Genomic DNA, 17,282 nt, shown 5'->3' with positions numbered 1-17,282 from the left:
ACTCAACCCGTTAACCCAGAGCCGCGAGGTTGATCAGCAAGCGTGAAAGTATACCAGCAAAACGATTGACGCGGCTAATTCGATAATAAAGCTCAATTTGTGATTTCGATCACACTTGTTAAATCCTATAATGAAATGAAAGCAATAATTAACAAACAAACGGACACTTTTCTATGGCTGAAACAAATCATCAACGTCCAGGACTGCTCGGGAGGCTAACCGCCCTCTTTGCGGCATTCTGCGGCCTGTATTTACTGATTGGCGGCGTATGGCTGGTCGCGATTGGGGGTTCCTGGTATTACCCTATCGCTGGCCTGGTGATGCTGGGCATTACGGCACAGCTGTGGCGCGCAAAGCGTTCAGCGCTGTGGCTTTACGCCTTACTGCTGCTGGCAACCATGGTATGGGGCGTGTGGGAAGTCGGCTTTGACTTCTGGGCGCTGACGCCGCGCAGCGACGTGCTGGTTATCTTCGGCGTCTGGCTGATTTTGCCGTTTGTCTGGCGTCGTCTGGTGGTGCCGTCAAGCGGTGCCGTGGCGGCTTTGCTCGTCGCACTGATTATCAGCGCCGGTATCCTCACCTGGGCCGGTTTCCACGACCCCCAGGAGGTTAACGGCACGCTGAGCGCAGATGCGACACCGGCCGAGCCAATCTCCCAGGTCGCAGACCAGGATTGGCCAGCCTATGGGCGTAACCAGGAAGGCCAGCGCTTCTCGCCGTTAAAGCAGATTAATGCCGACAACGTACACAACCTGAAGGAAGCCTGGGTATTCCGCACCGGCGACCTGAAGCAGCCAAACGATCCGGGTGAAATCACCAACGAAGTCACCCCGATCAAGATTGGTAATATGCTCTACCTCTGTACCGCTCACCAGCGCGTGTTTGCCCTGGATGCAGCGACCGGTAAAGAGAAATGGCACTTTGACCCGCAACTCGGCACTGACCCGAGCTTCCAGCACGTGACCTGCCGTGGCGTCTCTTACCATGAAGCGACCGCCGCAAACGCGTCACCTGACGTGGTTGCCGACTGCCCTCGCCGCATTATCCTGCCGGTGAACGATGGCCGTATCTTCGCCCTCAACGCCGACACCGGTAAGCTGTGCGAGAGCTTTGCCAACAAAGGCATTCTCAACCTGCAAACCGACATGCCGGTCACCACGCCGGGCATGTACGAACCGACTTCACCACCGATTATCACAGATAAAGTCATCGTGATTGCCGGTGCGGTCACCGATAACTTCTCTACCCGTGAGCCGTCTGGCGTGATTCGCGGCTTTGATGTTAACAGCGGCAAGCTGCTGTGGGCCTTTGATCCGGGTGCGAAAGATCCAAACGCTATCCCGCCAGCAGGTTCGCATTATACCTTCAACTCGCCGAACTCCTGGGCGCCAGCGGCCTATGACGCGAAGCTGGATCTGGTCTATCTGCCGATGGGTGTCACCACGCCGGATATCTGGGGTGGCAACCGTACGCCAGAGCAGGAACGCTACGCGAGCTCAATTGTGGCGCTGAATGCGACCACCGGTAAGCTTGCCTGGAGCTACCAGACCGTTCACCACGATTTGTGGGATATGGATATGCCGTCCCAGCCAACGCTGGCAGATATCAGCGTTGACGGTAAGACGGTGCCGGTCATCTACGCCCCGGCGAAAACCGGTAATATCTTCGTGCTCGACCGCCGTAACGGCGAGCTGGTTGTGCCGGCACCGGAAAAACCGGTTCCTCAGGGTGCAGCCAAAGGCGACTACGTCACCAAAACCCAGCCGTTCTCCGACCTGAGCTTCCGTCCGAAGAAAGATCTGACCGGTGCGGACATGTGGGGCGCCACCATGTTCGATCAGCTGGTGTGCCGCGTGATGTTCCACAAACTGCGCTATGAAGGCATCTTCACCCCACCATCCGAGCAGGGCACGCTGGTGTTCCCGGGTAACCTGGGGATGTTCGAGTGGGGCGGTATCTCCGTTGACCCTAACCGCCAGGTGGCGATTGCTAACCCGATGGCGCTGCCGTTCGTGTCGAAGCTGATCCCACGTGGCCCAGGCAACCCGATGGAGCCACCGAAAGACGCGAAATCCAGCGGTACCGAGTCTGGTATTCAGCCGCAGTACGGCGTGCCGTTTGGCGTGACGCTGAACGCGTTCCTGTCACCGTTTGGCCTGCCGTGCAAACAGCCAGCCTGGGGTTATATCTCGGCGCTGGATCTGAAAACTAACGAAGTAGTGTGGAAAAAACGTCTGGGTACACCGCAGGATAGCCTGCCGTTCCCACTGCCGGTTCCGCTGCCGTTTAATATGGGTATGCCGATGCTGGGTGGCCCAATCTCCACAGCCGGTAACGTGCTGTTTATCGCCGCTACTGCCGATAACTACCTGCGAGCTTACAACATGAGCAACGGTGAGAAACTGTGGCAGGGTCGTCTGCCAGCAGGCGGTCAGGCAACGCCGATGACCTATGAGGTGAATGGCAAGCAGTACGTGGTCATTTCCGCAGGCGGTCACGGATCGTTTGGTACGAAGATGGGTGATTATATCGTCGCCTATGCGTTACCTGACGACGTGAAGTAAGCGTTAGCGCCGACCCCGGGGTCGGCGTAAACGCCTCGCCCGGGCTACGAACGTTGTGGCCCGGCCGATTTACTTATCAAACTTAATCGACAGCAACGAAGCCCTGGCCACATCCTTATACTGCCCTTCCAAATCTTTTGTCATGTTAAAGGCAGCCTGCACGGCCTTATCGTTTTCTGACGCCACCAGCAGCATATTCAGAATCTCAGTATCCGGCGCCTGAGAGCGGAAGGTAATCAACCACGCCTTATGCCCATCCACCGTGACGGCTTCCGCCTTCGGCTTGAAATTATTCAGCATTTTCAGCGTCGCATCCTTTGCCACATCAAGCTTGTCTGCGGGCAGCGCATGACGACCGTTGCTGATGCCTAAGGACGCTTTGCCACGTTCGTCGCCATAAATGACCTGCGGGCGGTTTTCAGAAGGGTATTTGATTTTCGCCATGTCATCAGGCATTGGCGTAAGCGTCTGCGGGATCTCGATGCTCAGCTTTAATTCAGGAATGTCTTTACGTTCCATCTTCATGTCAGCGTGCGCCGATACCGCCACCAGCATGACAAAAGAGGCTGCCAGAGCCTTACCAAAGATAGCCATTCTTACCTCATGATTAATCGTTAACCACAGGAGTATAGCGAGAAGTTGGCTGAATAATATGGCTGAAATCTATATCGGCCACAGAGGGTTACCGGATAGCGGGGTCGCTATCCGGTGGCAGGTTAAACGGTAAAGCCGAGCATCATGCCGGTATCTTCATGCTCCAGCAGGTGGCAGTGCGCCATATAGGCCTGTTCTTTCGGCGCGCTATGGTCAAACTTCACCAGCACTTCGCTGACGCCGCCTTCGACGCGAACCGTATCCTTCCAGCCTGCACGGTGCGCCGCCGGTACCTGTCCGTTCTCACGCAGTATGCGGAACTGGGTGCCGTGAATGTGGAACGGGTGCAACATCATGTCGCCTTCGCCGGAAATAACCCAGCGCTCATACTGCCCTTTGGCGGCGGCAAACATCGGCACGTTCATATCGAACGCCTTGCCGTTGATGCGATTAGCATTGTGGAAATCAAAGCCGCCGTCGCCGTGGTGCATGTTACCCATTCCGCCATGATCCATCTTCATGCCGCCGTGGCCCATCATGCTGCCGTGATCCATGCTGCCCATCGCCTGATTGCCGTACTTTTGCATCAGCGCCTGCATGCCCATCATGTCGAGCATCGGGTCCATTGAGAGCTGGAGCTTACGCTCGGTCAGCCCATCGAGCGATGGCAGCGCAGGCATTGCTACGAGAGTGTCCGGCAGCGTTGCCGATCCCGGGATACCGATAGGCTGCACGTGCAGTACCGGCACGGGCTTATCGAACGGCGCGACGGCCATGCCCATCTGCGTCACCGGGAGGGTCAGGAGATCGAATGGTTTACCGTCGCGCGCATCCACCAGCACTTCAAAGCGTTCGCCCATCAGCATCGGCAGTTCGCTCACTTTCACCGGCTCGGCCAACAGCCCGCCGTCGCTGGCAACGACATACATCGGGCGCTTATCGCTGGTTGCAATAGTCAGCGAACGGGCGTTACAGCCGTTCAACAGGCGCAGGCGCAGCCAGCCTCTTGGCGGCGTATGCTGCGGGTAGGTCACGCCGTTGGTCAGCAGCGTATCGCCAAACCAGCCCACCGCGGCGCTCATGACATCCAACTGATAGTCAATCTCACCGGCGGCGGTAAATTTCTTGTCCTGCATAATCACCGGCACATCGTCGATGCCCCACTGCTTAGGCAGCATCAGCTTCTGGCTATCTTCATCTTCGATGAGCACGAGGCCCGCCAGCCCCATCGCTACCTGTCGGCCAGTTTGACCGTGCTGATGCGGGTGGAACCAGCAGGTTGCTGCGCGCTGGGTTGGCGTAAACGTCACACTCCGACTGCCACCCGGTTGGATAACCCCCTGAGGGCCGCCGTCAACCTCACCCGGCACTTCCAGGCCGTGCCAGTGCACGGTGGTCGCTTCCGGCAGGGTGTTGTTAATTTTCACCGTAATCGGCTTGCCCTGCTGCAGCTGAATAGCCGGCCCTAACAGGCTGCCGTTGTAGCCCCAGGTTGTCGCCGTTTTTCCAGCAAATTGTGTCTTTCCGACCTGAACGGTCAGCAAGATCTGATTATCCGCGTCAGCGGCAAGCAAGGGAGGAATGGGAAGCATGGTGCGCTCGGCGGCGAATACCGCACGGCTCCACAGAGGCAAGGCGCTGGCAACGCCGATAGCGGCGCTGAGTTTGATAAAATCACGACGATGCATCGTTACATCCTTTTCGGCTTCTGGTGATTAATTGAGCTTAAACCCTACCCCTGCGGGAAGGTCAAGCAGAAAGCTTTAAGAAAGCCTCCCGCCGCTTCTGGAAGTATGTTAACGTTGAATATCGACGATGTAAGGTAGAAGAAATGAAGACGTTTTTCCGAACGGTACTGCTTGGTTCGCTGCTGGCGATGTCCAGTTCCAGTTATGCTTTAAGCGAGTCTGAAGCAGAAGATATGGCCGATCTCACGGCGGTATTTGTCTTCCTGAAAAACGACTGTGGTTACCAGAATCTGCCGAACACGCAAATTCGTCGCGCATTGGTCTTTTTTGCCCAGCAAAATCAGTGGGATCTCAGCAACTACGATACCTTTAACATGAAGGCGCTGGGTGAAGACAGCTACCGCGATCTCAGCGGCATCGGCATTCCTACCTCGAAGAAGTGCAAAGCGCTGGCTCGCGACTCGCTGAGCCTGTTGGCCTACGTCAAATAAGTTGTATTAAGTAGAACGGAGCAGGCGCATAGTGAAAAAATGCGCCTGATTTGTGTATGAGTCCATGTTCTCTCCGCTGAATTATTCATAATAGAAAAATAAACACGATCAATAAATATCATTTTTTGCTTAATATAATATTGTTTTCATTAGAAAACCATTAACGATAATAGTAATATCTTCGAGGTATTGAATCAGGTGAACGCACACCATCTGGGATATAAAAGGAAATTATATGATACCATTTATAAAAAGAACGTTCCTTATTGTGCTTTTGATTTTCATAAACACGGATGCTTACGCAACTCCATATGGCAACTATGATTTAGAAAAAATACCGCAAAAGAAAGAAGGACCATCTGGCACGAAATATTCATTAAATATAAAGTATTTAGATACTATACTTCAAGACCTTATGCAGCATGCTTTTCAGCACCCAGCAAAGTTCGATTCTGCAGAAGAGAAAAAACGAGCAACTCGCGATACTCTTGGACTCATCAGCGTGCTAAATATATATATTAACAACACTCCTGATCCACACTTTGATATATTAGGAAGAGGTGCACTGGTCAATCATATTGGCTATACGCTCAATATTCCCGATAGCGGTATGCGTGCAGCGGAACTTTATCAGAGGCTATTAAAAAGTAAACCAGATGATCAAGAGTCAAATTATTTCTATGGTGTATTTCTTTTAAGTTCAGGAAAATGTAAGCAAAGCGTTAATTATTTTGATACGGCGATCAAAGGTGGATATATTCAAGCGCAACTTATCCAGGGGGTAGCCTACATTTCCTGTGGTGATAAAAAGAACGCGCTCAGAGCACTTAACGCTTACAGAGAAAAGAGACCTGATGACGAAAAAGCTAACTATCTTATTAACGCTATCGAGGCAGATAGATTTGAGATAAAAAACATACAGTAGCGTTTACACGCTAATGCGGAGCCCGCAGGCTCCGCATCCGTTAGCGCTGCTTCATAAACTCACGGTAGGCGGCAACGACCTGCAAAAAGTCTTCAACGCCGCAAAGCGACAAGCTCTCTTCATCGTAGTAGCTCATCCCCTCTTCCATCTCATCGCCGGAAATCTCCAGCTGATTGGCGCGAACCATCACTTCTTCGCCGTCCAGCCACAGGGTGTATTCATGCCCCGCGCGCTGCCATGAGCGTTCGCTGCCTTTGACGGTACGTGCAGCCTGTTCGACTTCGTCCAGTAGCGAGAGGTTGTCTTTGACCTCTTCATTAAACCAGTGACCGACCACTTCATGGCCCATCGACATACGTACTTTTACCCCTCCGGTAACGTCACGCAGAAATTCATAATCCATAATCTGTTCCTCTACAAAGGCAATGCGTCACCGCTGCATTGTACCTATAGGTAATTATCGCAGTTGGAGAGGATAAAAGCAGTACGATAGCCCGCAGAGTGGGAAAAAAACATCACGACAATCGCCCACACCACCAGCGCTTTGGTGGAGATATGTCAGGGCAATGGTGAAAGATTGATCATGATGGGCGATCGCCTCTGGGTATATTGACCAATTAATATGTAAAATATAATCAAATAATTTATTCGTTATGAATACTATTAATATAGCAATCTTCAATAAATTATTTTACAGATATCTCGAACATATGATTATATCAATAATCTCTTTCATCAAAGGAATGAAAAAATGAGAAAAACCAGCAAATTGATAATTATTTTATCTACATTTTTAAGCATATATTCATACGGTTATGAATGTAATAATCGTCATTACTGCAGTGAAATGGCGACCTGTGAAGAGGCTAGGTGGGTATTAAAAAATTGCCCTAACACGAAGATGGATGGCGACCATGATGGCTGGCCGTGTGAACGTGATAATCTCTGTGGCCATCACCGCTCACAAATTAAGAGCCAAAATCCCGCCATGCGTATTTTCAGTAATAAACCTGCCACATTCAATTATCTGGCATCGGTACAAACTCCGACATCTATACAAATAGCAACCAGCAAATAATAACAACCGTATAATTAGATAAAAACAGAGATATAATAAACTTACTTTTCAATGAATTAAGTAAAATTAATAATAGGCAGAGCATCAATATCAGTACGGTACTTAATATAAAAAGGGTGAGAGTCTGAACTCTCACCCTTTTTTGGTCGCCCGGCCAAGCGTAGCGCCGCCGGGGAGTTCCCAGAGTCGATGCTATCGCATCTCGTCCGGGCTACTTTTTATACTGCGGTCTGGAAGATGACGCCGTCCGCTTTCTCGGTGTACTGAGAGAGCTGGTCGAAGTTCAGGTAACGGTAGGTATCTACCGCCGTCTTATCAACCTGAGCCACGAAGGTCTGATACTCTTCCGGAGTTGGCAGCTTACCGATAAGCGCCGAAACTGCTGCCAGCTCTGCGGACGCCAGGAAGACGTTCGCACCGGTACCTAAACGGTTCGGGAAGTTACGGGTTGAGGTCGACACCACCGTCGCACCGTCCGCTACACGCGCCTGGTTACCCATGCACAGGGAGCAGCCAGGGATCTCGATACGCGCACCGCTCTTACCGAACACGCTGTAGTAACCTTCTTCGGTCAGCTGAGCCGCATCCATACGAGTTGGCGGAGCCACCCACAGGCGGGTTGGCAGCTGGCCTTTATGGTTATCCAGCAGCTTACCAGCAGCACGGAAGTGGCCGATGTTGGTCATGCAGGAACCGATGAACACTTCGTCGATCTTCTCGCCCTGCACGTCAGACAGCAGACGCGCGTCGTCCGGATCGTTTGGTGCACACAGAATTGGCTCTTTGATATCAGCCAGATCGATGTCGATCACCGCCGCGTATTCTGCGTCAGCATCAGCTTCCAGCAGTTGCGGATCCGCCAGCCATTTTTCCATGCCCTGTACACGACGTTCCAGCGTACGACGGTCGCCGTAGCCTTCCGCGATCATCCACTTCAGCAGAACGATGTTGGAGGTCAGGTACTCAACGATTGGCTCTTTGTTCAGCTTGATGGTACAGCCCGCAGCGGAACGCTCTGCGGAAGCATCGGTCAGCTCGAACGCCTGCTCAACTTTCAGATCCGGCAGACCTTCGATTTCCAGGATGCGGCCAGAGAAGATGTTTTTCTTACCTTTCTTCTCAACGGTCAGCAGGCCCTGGCGAATCGCGTACAGCGGGATCGCATGAACCAGGTCACGCAGGGTGATACCCGGCTGCATTTTGCCTTTGAAGCGAACCAGTACAGATTCAGGCATATCCAGCGGCATCACACCGGTCGCTGCGGCAAACGCCACCAGACCAGAACCCGCCGGGAAGGAGATACCGATTGGGAAACGGGTGTGGGAGTCACCGCCGGTACCCACGGTATCTGGCAGCAGCATACGGTTCAGCCAGGAGTGGATAACGCCGTCGCCCGGACGCAGGGAGACACCGCCACGGTTCATGATGAAGTCTGGCAGCGTGTGGTGCGTGGTCACGTCTACCGGCTTAGGATACGCGGCAGTGTGGCAGAAGGACTGCATCACCAGGTCAGAAGAGAAGCCCAGGCACGCCAGGTCTTTCAGTTCATCACGGGTCATTGGGCCGGTAGTATCCTGAGAACCTACGGAGGTCATCTTCGGTTCGCAGTATGCACCCGGACGAATACCTTTCACGCCACAGGCGCGACCAACCATTTTCTGAGCCAGAGAGAAGCCGCGGCTGCTTTCCGCCACGTCTTTTGCCTGACGGAATACGTCGCTGTGCGGCAGACCCAGCGCTTCACGCGCCTTGGTGGTCAGGCCACGGCCGATGATCAGCGGGATACGGCCACCGGCACGTACTTCGTCGATCAGTACGTCGGTTTTCAGCTCGAAGGTGGCCAGCAGTTCGTCGGTTTCGTGGTTACGCACTTCGCCTTTGAACGGGTACACGTCAATCACGTCGCCCATGTTCAGGTTGGAAACGTCCACTTCAATTGGCAGCGCGCCCGCATCTTCCATGGTGTTGAAGAAGATAGGTGCAATTTTGCCGCCGAGGCACAGACCGCCGCCGCGTTTGTTCGGCACATGAGGGATATCGTCACCCATGAACCACAGTACGGAGTTGGTCGCCGATTTACGGGAAGAACCGGTACCCACAACGTCGCCCACGTAGGCCAGCGGGAAACCTTTCTGCTGCAGGGCTTCGATCTGTTTAATCGGGCCAACGGCACCAGGCTGATCCGGGTCAATGCCTTCACGGGCGTTTTTCAGCATCGCCAGAGCGTGCAGAGGGATATCCGGGCGAGACCAGGCATCCGGCGCCGGAGACAGGTCATCGGTGTTGGTTTCACCGGTCACTTTGAAAACGGTAACGGTGATTTTGTCTGCCAGCGCAGGGCGGTTCAGGAACCATTCGGCATCAGCCCAGGACTGAACAACCTGCTTAGCGTAGGCGTTGCCCGCTTTGGCTTTCTCTTCTACATCGTAGAAGTTATCAAACATCAGCAGGGTATGGGACAGCGCTTTGGCAGCAATCGGGGCCAGTTTCGCATCGTCCAGCGCATCAATCAGCGGATGGATGTTGTAACCACCCTGCATGGTGCCTAACAGTTCAATGGCTTTTTCTGGGGTAACCAGTGGGGAGGTGGCTTCGCCTTTTGCGACGGCAGCGAGGAAACCCGCTTTAACGTAGGCGGCTTCATCAACGCCCGGCGGCACACGGTTGGTTAACAGGTCTAACAGGAATTCTTCTTCGCCAGCAGGCGGATTCTTCAGCAGCTCAACCAGCGCGGCCATTTGGGTAGCATCTAAGGGTTTGGCAACAATCCCTTCGGCGGCACGCTCAGCTACGTGCTCACGGTATTCTTTTAGCACGACGGTATCTCCTCGCTCTCATTGTCATATGCGGTCGGCGATCTCTTCACGCTCCTGTGAGACAGCAGTTTGTAGGGTAAAAGCCCGGTACCGCGAGGCCAGCATAGCAGGATTTCTGGAGGGTGTTAATCTGTTTACAAAAAAGCAACATTAAATATTTGCTGAATCGTTAATGTTGATATAACAGATTAAAAAAAGCCTTTTTACGATGAAAAAAAACCATCGAATGGCCAGGGTATTAAACATTTTGTTATGAAAGTATGACATCTAAGAGGACGATAAGCGGGCAATAATCACGCCGTAAACAGACCGTTTTCCCCTTTCTTCAGCAGTGTAAACTCTTGTCAGAATTCTCCGACAACCGCAAAAATCCCTGCTTTAATCAAAAAACAAACAATAGTCTCTTTATACTCGCGGCATATCCGACTCCTCTGTTACGGACTGTGTAGTTCCCTGGAGAACCACCATGACTTTGCCCTTTAAGCCTCACTATATTGCGCTTATCTGCAGCGCCGGGCTGCTCGCAGCGGCCGGCACGCTGTACGTCAAAAGCCGGGAGCCCGTCACCCCTGATGCGCCGCCTGCAGTCACGGCGGCGGCACCTGAAGCCGCCCCTGCCCCGGTCACCTACACCACCGCGCAAATCACGCAGTGGGTAGCGCCTATCGCACTCTACCCAGACCCGCTGCTATCGCAGGTGCTGATGGCCTCAACCTATCCGGATAATGTCACGCAAGCAGTGCAGTGGTCGAAAGATCATCCCGGCCAGCAGGGGGATGCAGCGGTGAAAGCCGTGGCGAATCAGCCGTGGGATGTCAGCGTAAAATCACTGGTCGCTTTCCCGCAGTTGACGGGCATGATGGGGGAAGATCCGCAGTGGGTGACCAACCTCGGCAACGCATTTCTGGCGCAACCGCAGGACGTGATGGACGCCGTGCAGAAACTGCGCCAGCTCGCCCAGCAAACCGGTTCGCTGAAGTCGACGCCGCAGCAGACGGTCACCACCACCAAACGCGTGGCCTCATCGACCTCGACGCATACCGCCAGCAGCGCTCCAACGGTTATCAAGATTGAGCCGAGCAATCCGCAGGTGGTCTACGTACCGAACTACAATCCGACGGTGGTTTACGGCAGCAGCTGGCCTTATACCTCCGCGCCGCCGGTCTATCTGCCGCCGCCTCCGGGGGAACAGTTTGCCGACAGCTTTGTACGCGGCTTCGGCTATAGCCTTGGCGTAGCAACCACCTATGCGATTTTCAGCAGCATCGATTGGGATGATGACGACCATCACCACCACGACGATGATCATCATGACGATCATTATGATCACGGCGGCTATCAGCATAATGGCGATAACATCAACATCAATGTGAATAACTTCAACAAGATAAGCGGTCAGAACATCAGCGGCCAGACGATGGGCTGGCAGCACAACCCGGCGTATCGCGGCAACACGCCGTACCCAAACAACAGCGTGACTCAGCAGTTCCACCAGACCAACGTCGCCGGAGGGCTGAGCGCCACGCACCAGACGCCGGGCGTGGTTGCTCCGCATCAAACCGATGTGGCCGGCGGGTTGAGCGCAACCCAGCACGCGCAGCCTAACCGCGACAGCCAGCGTCAGGCAGCGATGTCGCAACTGCAGCAGCGTACGCATACCAGCAGCGGCAACGCCAGCCCAGCTGCACTGGGTTCGCGTGATGCCCAGCGTAATGCGGCAACACAGCAGTGGAATCAGGCGGCGCAGCGCAATAACTTCCGCGGCTATGACGCGCCGACAAACCGTGCGCAGACGCACCCGGTACAGCAGCGCGCGGCGGCGACTCAGCATACCCAGCAGCGTCCGCAGCTCAACGCGACTCAGCGTCAAAATCTGCAAACGCACGAGCGCTTGAACGGCCAGACGCCGCATCTGAACGCCGGAATGATGGGCCAGAACAGTGCGCTGCGCGCCAACGGCGGCGGTCTGCATAACACGGCGCTCAGCGGTAACGACAGCCGCGCACCGTCATGGCAGGCACAGCAGTCTCGCGGGTTGCAGAGCCGCCATGCCTCCGGGCTCGGCGGCGAGCAGCACAGCGGTAGCCCTGCCGGGCACCATGAGTTCCGTCGACGCTAAAGGATAACGTGATGAAAAAGCAGATACAGATAGCGCTGCTGGCGCTGGCAATGTCACCACTGATGGCGCTGGCGCAGCAAACCTTCACCACCCCAGACCAGGCCGCTAGCGCGCTGGTCAATGCGGTGACCCAGAAAGATGATGCCGAGTTGGATAAGCTACTCGGCGATAACTGGCAGCAGTTCCTGCCGCCGGACGGCGTCGACCAAGATGCCGTTGACCGCTTCCTGCGCGACTGGCAGGTCAGCCACCGCATCGTCATTCAGGCCAATACCGCCTGGCTGGACGTTGGCAACGACGGCTGGCGACTACCGATTCCGATGGAGAAAAGCGCCAAAGGCTGGGAATTTAACATGTCTGCCGGGAAGGATGAGATTCTGACCCGCGCGATTGGGCGTAATGAACTGTCGGCCATTCAGGCGATGCATGCTTACGTCGATGCTCAGCAGGATTACTACCAGTTGAACCACGCCTGGGCGCAGAAAATCATCAGCAGCGACGGGAAAAAAGATGGCCTCTACTGGCCAGCGGCCCCTGGAGAAGCGCCAAGCCCATTAGGGCCAAACTTCAGCCCAAATGCACCGGGGGAAGGCTATCACGGCTACCACTTCCGCATTCTGCCGGAAGGTGATAAAGGTGCCGTTGCCCTGCTGGCCTGGCCGGTTGAGTGGGGGCAGACCGGCGTGATGAGCTTTATGATCGACCAAAACGATCGCGTCTATGAGGCGAATCTGGGCGTCGAGTCTGAACAACAAGCGCAGGCGATTGCCCACTTTGATCCCGATGCCAGCGCGGGCTGGCAGGCGGTCGCAGAGTAAAAAAATGCCCGGCGGCGTCTATACGCTGCCGGGCACTCTTCACACCGTTAGCTTAACCCTGATGCGGCATCAGTTCCGGGTGACCCTGCACCAACGGTTTGCTGCTGGTCAACGCGGCTTCATCAGCGCTGATGCTACCGGAGTTATCGGCCCATACCCCTTCCTGCGTCTTCGTAATCTGCTGATGCTGTGCATTCAGATCCTGCCCCATCGCGGCAATGTGCGTGCTTTCCGTACCACCGCTGTTATCCGCCCACGGGATCGTCGCGTCACTCGCCATCGCCATACCGGAAACCAGCGTGGCCGCCAGGGCCGCCGTCGTCAGAAACGTTTTCATTTTTTGCACTCCAATTTGTTAGCCTGCTATCAGTTTAATCCGTGATTATTATTCAAAGTGCAGCAAGCTATATCAGAACGTTTCACGTCTGAGGGAGGAAAAACGGAGGAAAGCGCCGAAAATGCGGCAATAGTGCTGGAAAACTGTAACCCGCTTCGCAATCTTTGCTACGGTTTGACATAAGTCGTTGACAGAAAGCATAAAAAAAGCGGCCGTTAAGCCGCTTATTCTATGGTAGCCCGGACGAGGCGTTAGCCGACACCGGGAGGACCGTGCGTTCCCCGGCGTCGCTATGCTCGGCCGGGCTACGGATCAGAAGATTACTTCTTCTTCGCCTTCGCGTTCGGCAGGTCGGTAATGCTACCTTCAAAGATTTCTGCCGCCAGGCCAACAGACTCATGCAGAGTCGGGTGAGCGTGGATGGTCAGCGCGATATCTTCAGCGTCACAGCCCATTTCGATAGCCAGACCGATTTCACCCAGCAGCTCGCCGCCGTTGGTGCCGACAATCGCACCACCGATAACACGGTGAGATTCTTTGTCGAAGATCAGTTTGGTCATACCGTCTGCGCAGTCGGAAGCGATAGCACGGCCAGAAGCAGCCCACGGGAAGGTGGCGGTTTCATAGCTGATGCCTTTCTCTTTCGCTTCTTTCTCGGTCAGACCAACCCAGGCAACTTCCGGATCGGTATACGCGATGGATGGAATCACTTTCGGATCGAAGTAGTGTTTCTGGCCTGCGATAACTTCTGCGGCAACGTGACCTTCGTGAACACCTTTGTGCGCCAGCATTGGCTGACCGACGATATCGCCGATAGCAAAGATGTGCGGCACGTTGGTGCGCAGCTGTTTGTCGACGTGGATGAAGCCACGCTCGTCAACTTCTACGCCAGCTTTGCCCGCGTCGAGGTTTTTACCGTTCGGTACGCGACCGATAGCCACCAGCACGGCGTCATAACGCTGTGCTTCTGCAGGGGCTTTTTTGCCTTCCATGGAAACGTAGATACCGTCTTCTTTTGCTTCAACGGCGGTCACTTTAGTTTCCAGCATCAGGTTGAATTTCTTGCTGATGCGTTTGGTGAAGACTTTAACGATGTCTTTGTCTGCTGCCGGGATAACCTGGTCGAACATTTCAACCACGTCAATCTCTGAACCCAGCGCATGGTATACGGTACCCATTTCCAGACCGATGATACCGCCGCCCATAACCAGCAGGCGTTTTGGCACTTCTTTCAGTTCCAGTGCGTCTGTGGAGTCCCAAACGCGTGGATCTTCATGTGGAATGAATGGCAGTTCGATCGGACGGGAACCCGCCGCGATGATAGCGTTGTCGAAGTTGATCACGGTTTTGCCGTTCTCACCTTCCACTTCCAGGGTGTTTGCCCCGGTGAATTTACCCAGACCGTTTACCACTTTAACTTTACGGCCTTTGGCCATACCAGCCAGACCACCGGTCAGCTGAGTGATAACTTTCTCTTTCCAGGTACGAATTTTGTCGATATCGGTTTTCGGCTCGCCGAAGACGATACCGTGTTCAGCCAGTGATTTGGCTTCTTCGATAACTTTTGCTACGTGCAGCAGTGCTTTAGAAGGGATACAGCCAACGTTCAGACAAACACCACCGAGGGTGCTGTAACGTTCTACGATTACGGTTTCCAGACCTAAATCAGCGCAACGGAATGCAGCAGAGTAGCCCGCAGGGCCCGCCCCAAGTACCACGACCTGAGTTTTAATTTCAGTACTCATCATGACCTCTATCATTTGTATCCGGCGGTCTGACGTTATAGTTATTACGCCCATCATCCACCGGGACGTTCTATCCGCGTGTATTTTACAAAATTGTTAACAATTTTTAAACAACAAACGGCAAACGATTTTGTCCTTTGTTGCTGATAACCCCAAATCACCCTGAGGTTACCAGAAAAAAGCCGGCCGTCAGGCCGGCTTTTTTATTACATCACCAGACGGCGAATGTCGGACAGCATATTGTTAATGATGGTGATAAAGCGCGCACCATCCGCACCGTCGATCACGCGGTGGTCGAAGGAAAGAGAAATTGGCATCATCAGACGCGGCATAAACTCTTTACCGTTCCACACTGGCTCCATAGAGGACTTGGAGACACCGAGGATCGCCACTTCCGGCGCGTTAACAATCGGCGCGAAGTGGGTCGTACCCAGGCCGCCGATGCTGGAGATGGTGAAGCAACCGCCCTGCATTTCGCCAGCAGTCAGCTTACCGTCACGCGCTTTCTTAGAGATCACAGTCAGTTCACGGGACAGCTCGGTAATGCTCTTCTTGTTCACGTCTTTGAAGACTGGAACAACCAGACCATTTGGCGTATCAACCGCAACACCGATGTTGATGTATTTCTTCAGGGTCAGGCGCTGACCATCTTCAGACAGAGAGCTGTTGAAGCGCGGCATCTGTTCCAGAGCGGCAGCAACGGCTTTCATGATGAAGACCACTGGGGTGAATTTCACGTCCAGTTTACGTTTTTCAGCTTCGGCGTTCTGCTGTTTACGGAACGCTTCCAGATCGGTGATATCGGTCTTATCGAAGTGAGTAACGTGCGGGATCATCACCCAGTTACGGCTCAGGTTAGCACCAGAGATTTTCTGGATACGGCCCAGTTCCACTTCTTCGATTTCACCAAACTTGCTGAAGTCGACTTTCGGCCAAGGCAGCATGCCCGGGATACCGCCGCCAGTCGCTGCTGCAGCCGGAGCCGCTTCAGCGCGTTTAACGGCTTCTTTCACGTAAGCCTGAACGTCTTCGCGCAGGATACGGCCTTTACGACCCGTGCCCTTCACTTTCGCCAGGTTAACGCCGAATTCGCGCGCCAGGCGACGAATCAGCGGGGTTGCGTGAACGTAAGCGTCGTTCTCAGCGAACTCGGTTTTACCTTCAGCCTTCGCAGCCGGTGCCGCAGCTGGTTTAGCAGCCTGAGCCGGTGCAGCAGCAGGGGCTGGAGCCGCGGCAGCTGGAGCGGCGGCAGGTGCTGCGCCTTCCACTTCGAAGACCATAATCAGGGAACCAGTGGACACTTTGTCACCAGTGCTGATTTTGATTTCTTTCACGGTACCCGCGAACGGAGCCGGAACTTCCATAGAGGCTTTGTCGCCTTCTACGGTGATCAGTGACTGCTCAGCGGCAACTTTGTCGCCCACTTTCACCATCACTTCGGTCACTTCAACTTCGTCACCGCCGATATCCGGAACGTGAACGTCTTTCGCGCCCGCTGCTGCTGCCGGAGCCGCTGCTGCTGGAGCTGCAGCCTGTGCCGGAGCGGCTGCTGGCGCTGCGCCCGCCACTTCGAAGACCATGATCAGGGAGCCGGTAGACACTTTGTCGCCGGTGTTCACTTTGATCTCTTTCACGGTGCCCGCGAACGGTGCCGGAACTTCCATAGAGGCTTTATCGCCTTCTACGGTGATCAGTGACTGCTCAGCGGTTACGGTGTCGCCCACTTTGACCAGAATCTCAGTGACTTCAACTTCGTCACCACCGATATCTGGAACGTGTACGTCTTTTGCCGCTGCTGCAGCAGGTGCTGCCGCTGGCGCTGCTTCTTTCTTCTCTTCTGCCTTAGCAGGTGCAGCTGCTGCTGCACCGTCGGCGGAATCGAAAATCATGATCAGTTTGCCGGTCTCAGTTTTATCGCCAACAGAGACTTTGATCTCTTTAACGATACCAGCCTGAGGAGACGGAACTTCCATAGAGGCTTTGTCGCCTTCTACGGTGATCAGCGACTGTTCAGCTTCAACTTTGTCGCCTACTTTGACCAGGATCTCGGTGATTTCAACTTCATCAGCCCCGATGTCCGGTACATTGATTTCGATAGCCATTGTTC

General features: G+C 54.2%; 13 protein-coding genes. 6 read left to right on the top strand and 7 right to left on the bottom strand.

What is annotated here, in order from left to right:
- The first annotated feature begins 173 nt into the window (after positions 1-173).
- Positions 174-2,564 (top strand): glucose/quinate/shikimate family membrane-bound PQQ-dependent dehydrogenase, encoded by a 2,391-nt coding sequence (locus AB2B48_RS21935; RefSeq protein ID WP_368300212.1) that lies wholly within the window; start codon positions 174-176, stop codon positions 2,562-2,564.
- Positions 2,565-2,633: 69 nt separating this feature from the next.
- Here AB2B48_RS21935 and AB2B48_RS21930 read toward each other — a convergent pair whose 3' ends face one another.
- A complete protein-coding gene (locus AB2B48_RS21930) occupies positions 2,634-3,158 on the bottom strand; it encodes a hypothetical protein (protein WP_368300211.1) in 525 nt (174 codons plus the stop codon).
- Positions 3,159-3,280: 122 nt separating this feature from the next.
- Positions 3,281-4,846, bottom strand: a complete 1,566-nt coding sequence (gene cueO / locus AB2B48_RS21925; RefSeq protein WP_368300210.1) for a multicopper oxidase CueO — start codon at positions 4,844-4,846, stop codon at positions 3,281-3,283.
- A gap of 143 nt (positions 4,847-4,989) precedes the next feature.
- Between cueO and AB2B48_RS21920 the strand changes: the two genes are divergently transcribed.
- Together AB2B48_RS21920 and AB2B48_RS21915 are read left to right on the top strand one after the other, a co-directional pair.
- A complete protein-coding gene (locus AB2B48_RS21920) occupies positions 4,990-5,337 on the top strand; it encodes a YacC family pilotin-like protein (protein ID WP_035891920.1) in 348 nt (115 codons plus the stop codon).
- Positions 5,338-5,572: 235 nt separating this feature from the next.
- On the top strand, positions 5,573-6,262 hold the full coding sequence (locus AB2B48_RS21915) for a tetratricopeptide repeat protein (RefSeq protein WP_368300207.1): 690 nt from the start codon (positions 5,573-5,575) through the stop codon (positions 6,260-6,262).
- 40 nt (positions 6,263-6,302) lie between these two features.
- Here the strand turns inward: AB2B48_RS21915 and yacL are convergent, their stop codons facing one another.
- Complete coding sequence (gene yacL / locus AB2B48_RS21910; protein WP_185669254.1) at positions 6,303-6,665, bottom strand: protein YacL; 363 nt, start codon at positions 6,663-6,665, stop codon at positions 6,303-6,305.
- Positions 6,666-7,013: 348 nt separating this feature from the next.
- On the opposite strand from yacL, the gene AB2B48_RS21905 reads away from it, so the two are divergent.
- Positions 7,014-7,340 (top strand): excalibur calcium-binding domain-containing protein, encoded by a 327-nt coding sequence (locus AB2B48_RS21905; RefSeq protein WP_368300206.1) that lies wholly within the window; start codon positions 7,014-7,016, stop codon positions 7,338-7,340.
- A 218-nt stretch (positions 7,341-7,558) separates the two neighbouring features.
- Here AB2B48_RS21905 and acnB read toward each other — a convergent pair whose 3' ends face one another.
- Positions 7,559-10,156, bottom strand: coding sequence for a bifunctional aconitate hydratase 2/2-methylisocitrate dehydratase (gene acnB / locus AB2B48_RS21900; protein WP_185669255.1), 2,598 nt, complete (start codon positions 10,154-10,156; stop codon positions 7,559-7,561).
- Positions 10,157-10,622: 466 nt separating this feature from the next.
- Between acnB and AB2B48_RS21895 the strand changes: the two genes are divergently transcribed.
- Complete coding sequence (locus tag AB2B48_RS21895; protein ID WP_368300205.1) at positions 10,623-12,275, top strand: DUF3300 domain-containing protein; 1,653 nt, start codon at positions 10,623-10,625, stop codon at positions 12,273-12,275.
- An 11-nt stretch (positions 12,276-12,286) separates the two neighbouring features.
- The gene (locus AB2B48_RS21890; protein ID WP_368300204.1) at positions 12,287-13,093 is read left to right on the top strand and encodes a DUF2950 family protein; all 807 of its coding nucleotides are present in this window, start codon (positions 12,287-12,289) and stop codon (positions 13,091-13,093) included.
- Positions 13,094-13,145: 52 nt separating this feature from the next.
- On the opposite strand, the gene AB2B48_RS21885 is transcribed toward AB2B48_RS21890, so the two are convergent.
- From AB2B48_RS21885 to aceF, 3 genes are all read right to left on the bottom strand, one after another.
- Positions 13,146-13,430 (bottom strand): hypothetical protein, encoded by a 285-nt coding sequence (locus tag AB2B48_RS21885; RefSeq protein WP_220440852.1) that lies wholly within the window; start codon positions 13,428-13,430, stop codon positions 13,146-13,148.
- 320 nt (positions 13,431-13,750) lie between these two features.
- Complete coding sequence (lpdA, locus tag AB2B48_RS21880) at positions 13,751-15,175, bottom strand: dihydrolipoyl dehydrogenase (protein ID WP_185668615.1); 1,425 nt, start codon at positions 15,173-15,175, stop codon at positions 13,751-13,753.
- Between the two features lie 206 nt (positions 15,176-15,381).
- Positions 15,382-17,277, bottom strand: a complete 1,896-nt coding sequence (aceF, locus tag AB2B48_RS21875; RefSeq protein ID WP_368300203.1) for a pyruvate dehydrogenase complex dihydrolipoyllysine-residue acetyltransferase — start codon at positions 17,275-17,277, stop codon at positions 15,382-15,384.
- Between the last annotated feature and the right edge of the window lie 5 nt (positions 17,278-17,282).

Origin of the sequence: Kluyvera sichuanensis, from assembly GCF_040930405.1 — a bacterium.
Taxonomy (GTDB): Bacteria; Pseudomonadota; Gammaproteobacteria; order Enterobacterales; family Enterobacteriaceae; genus Kluyvera; species Kluyvera sichuanensis.
This window is presented reverse-complemented; position numbering and strand designations above follow the sequence as displayed.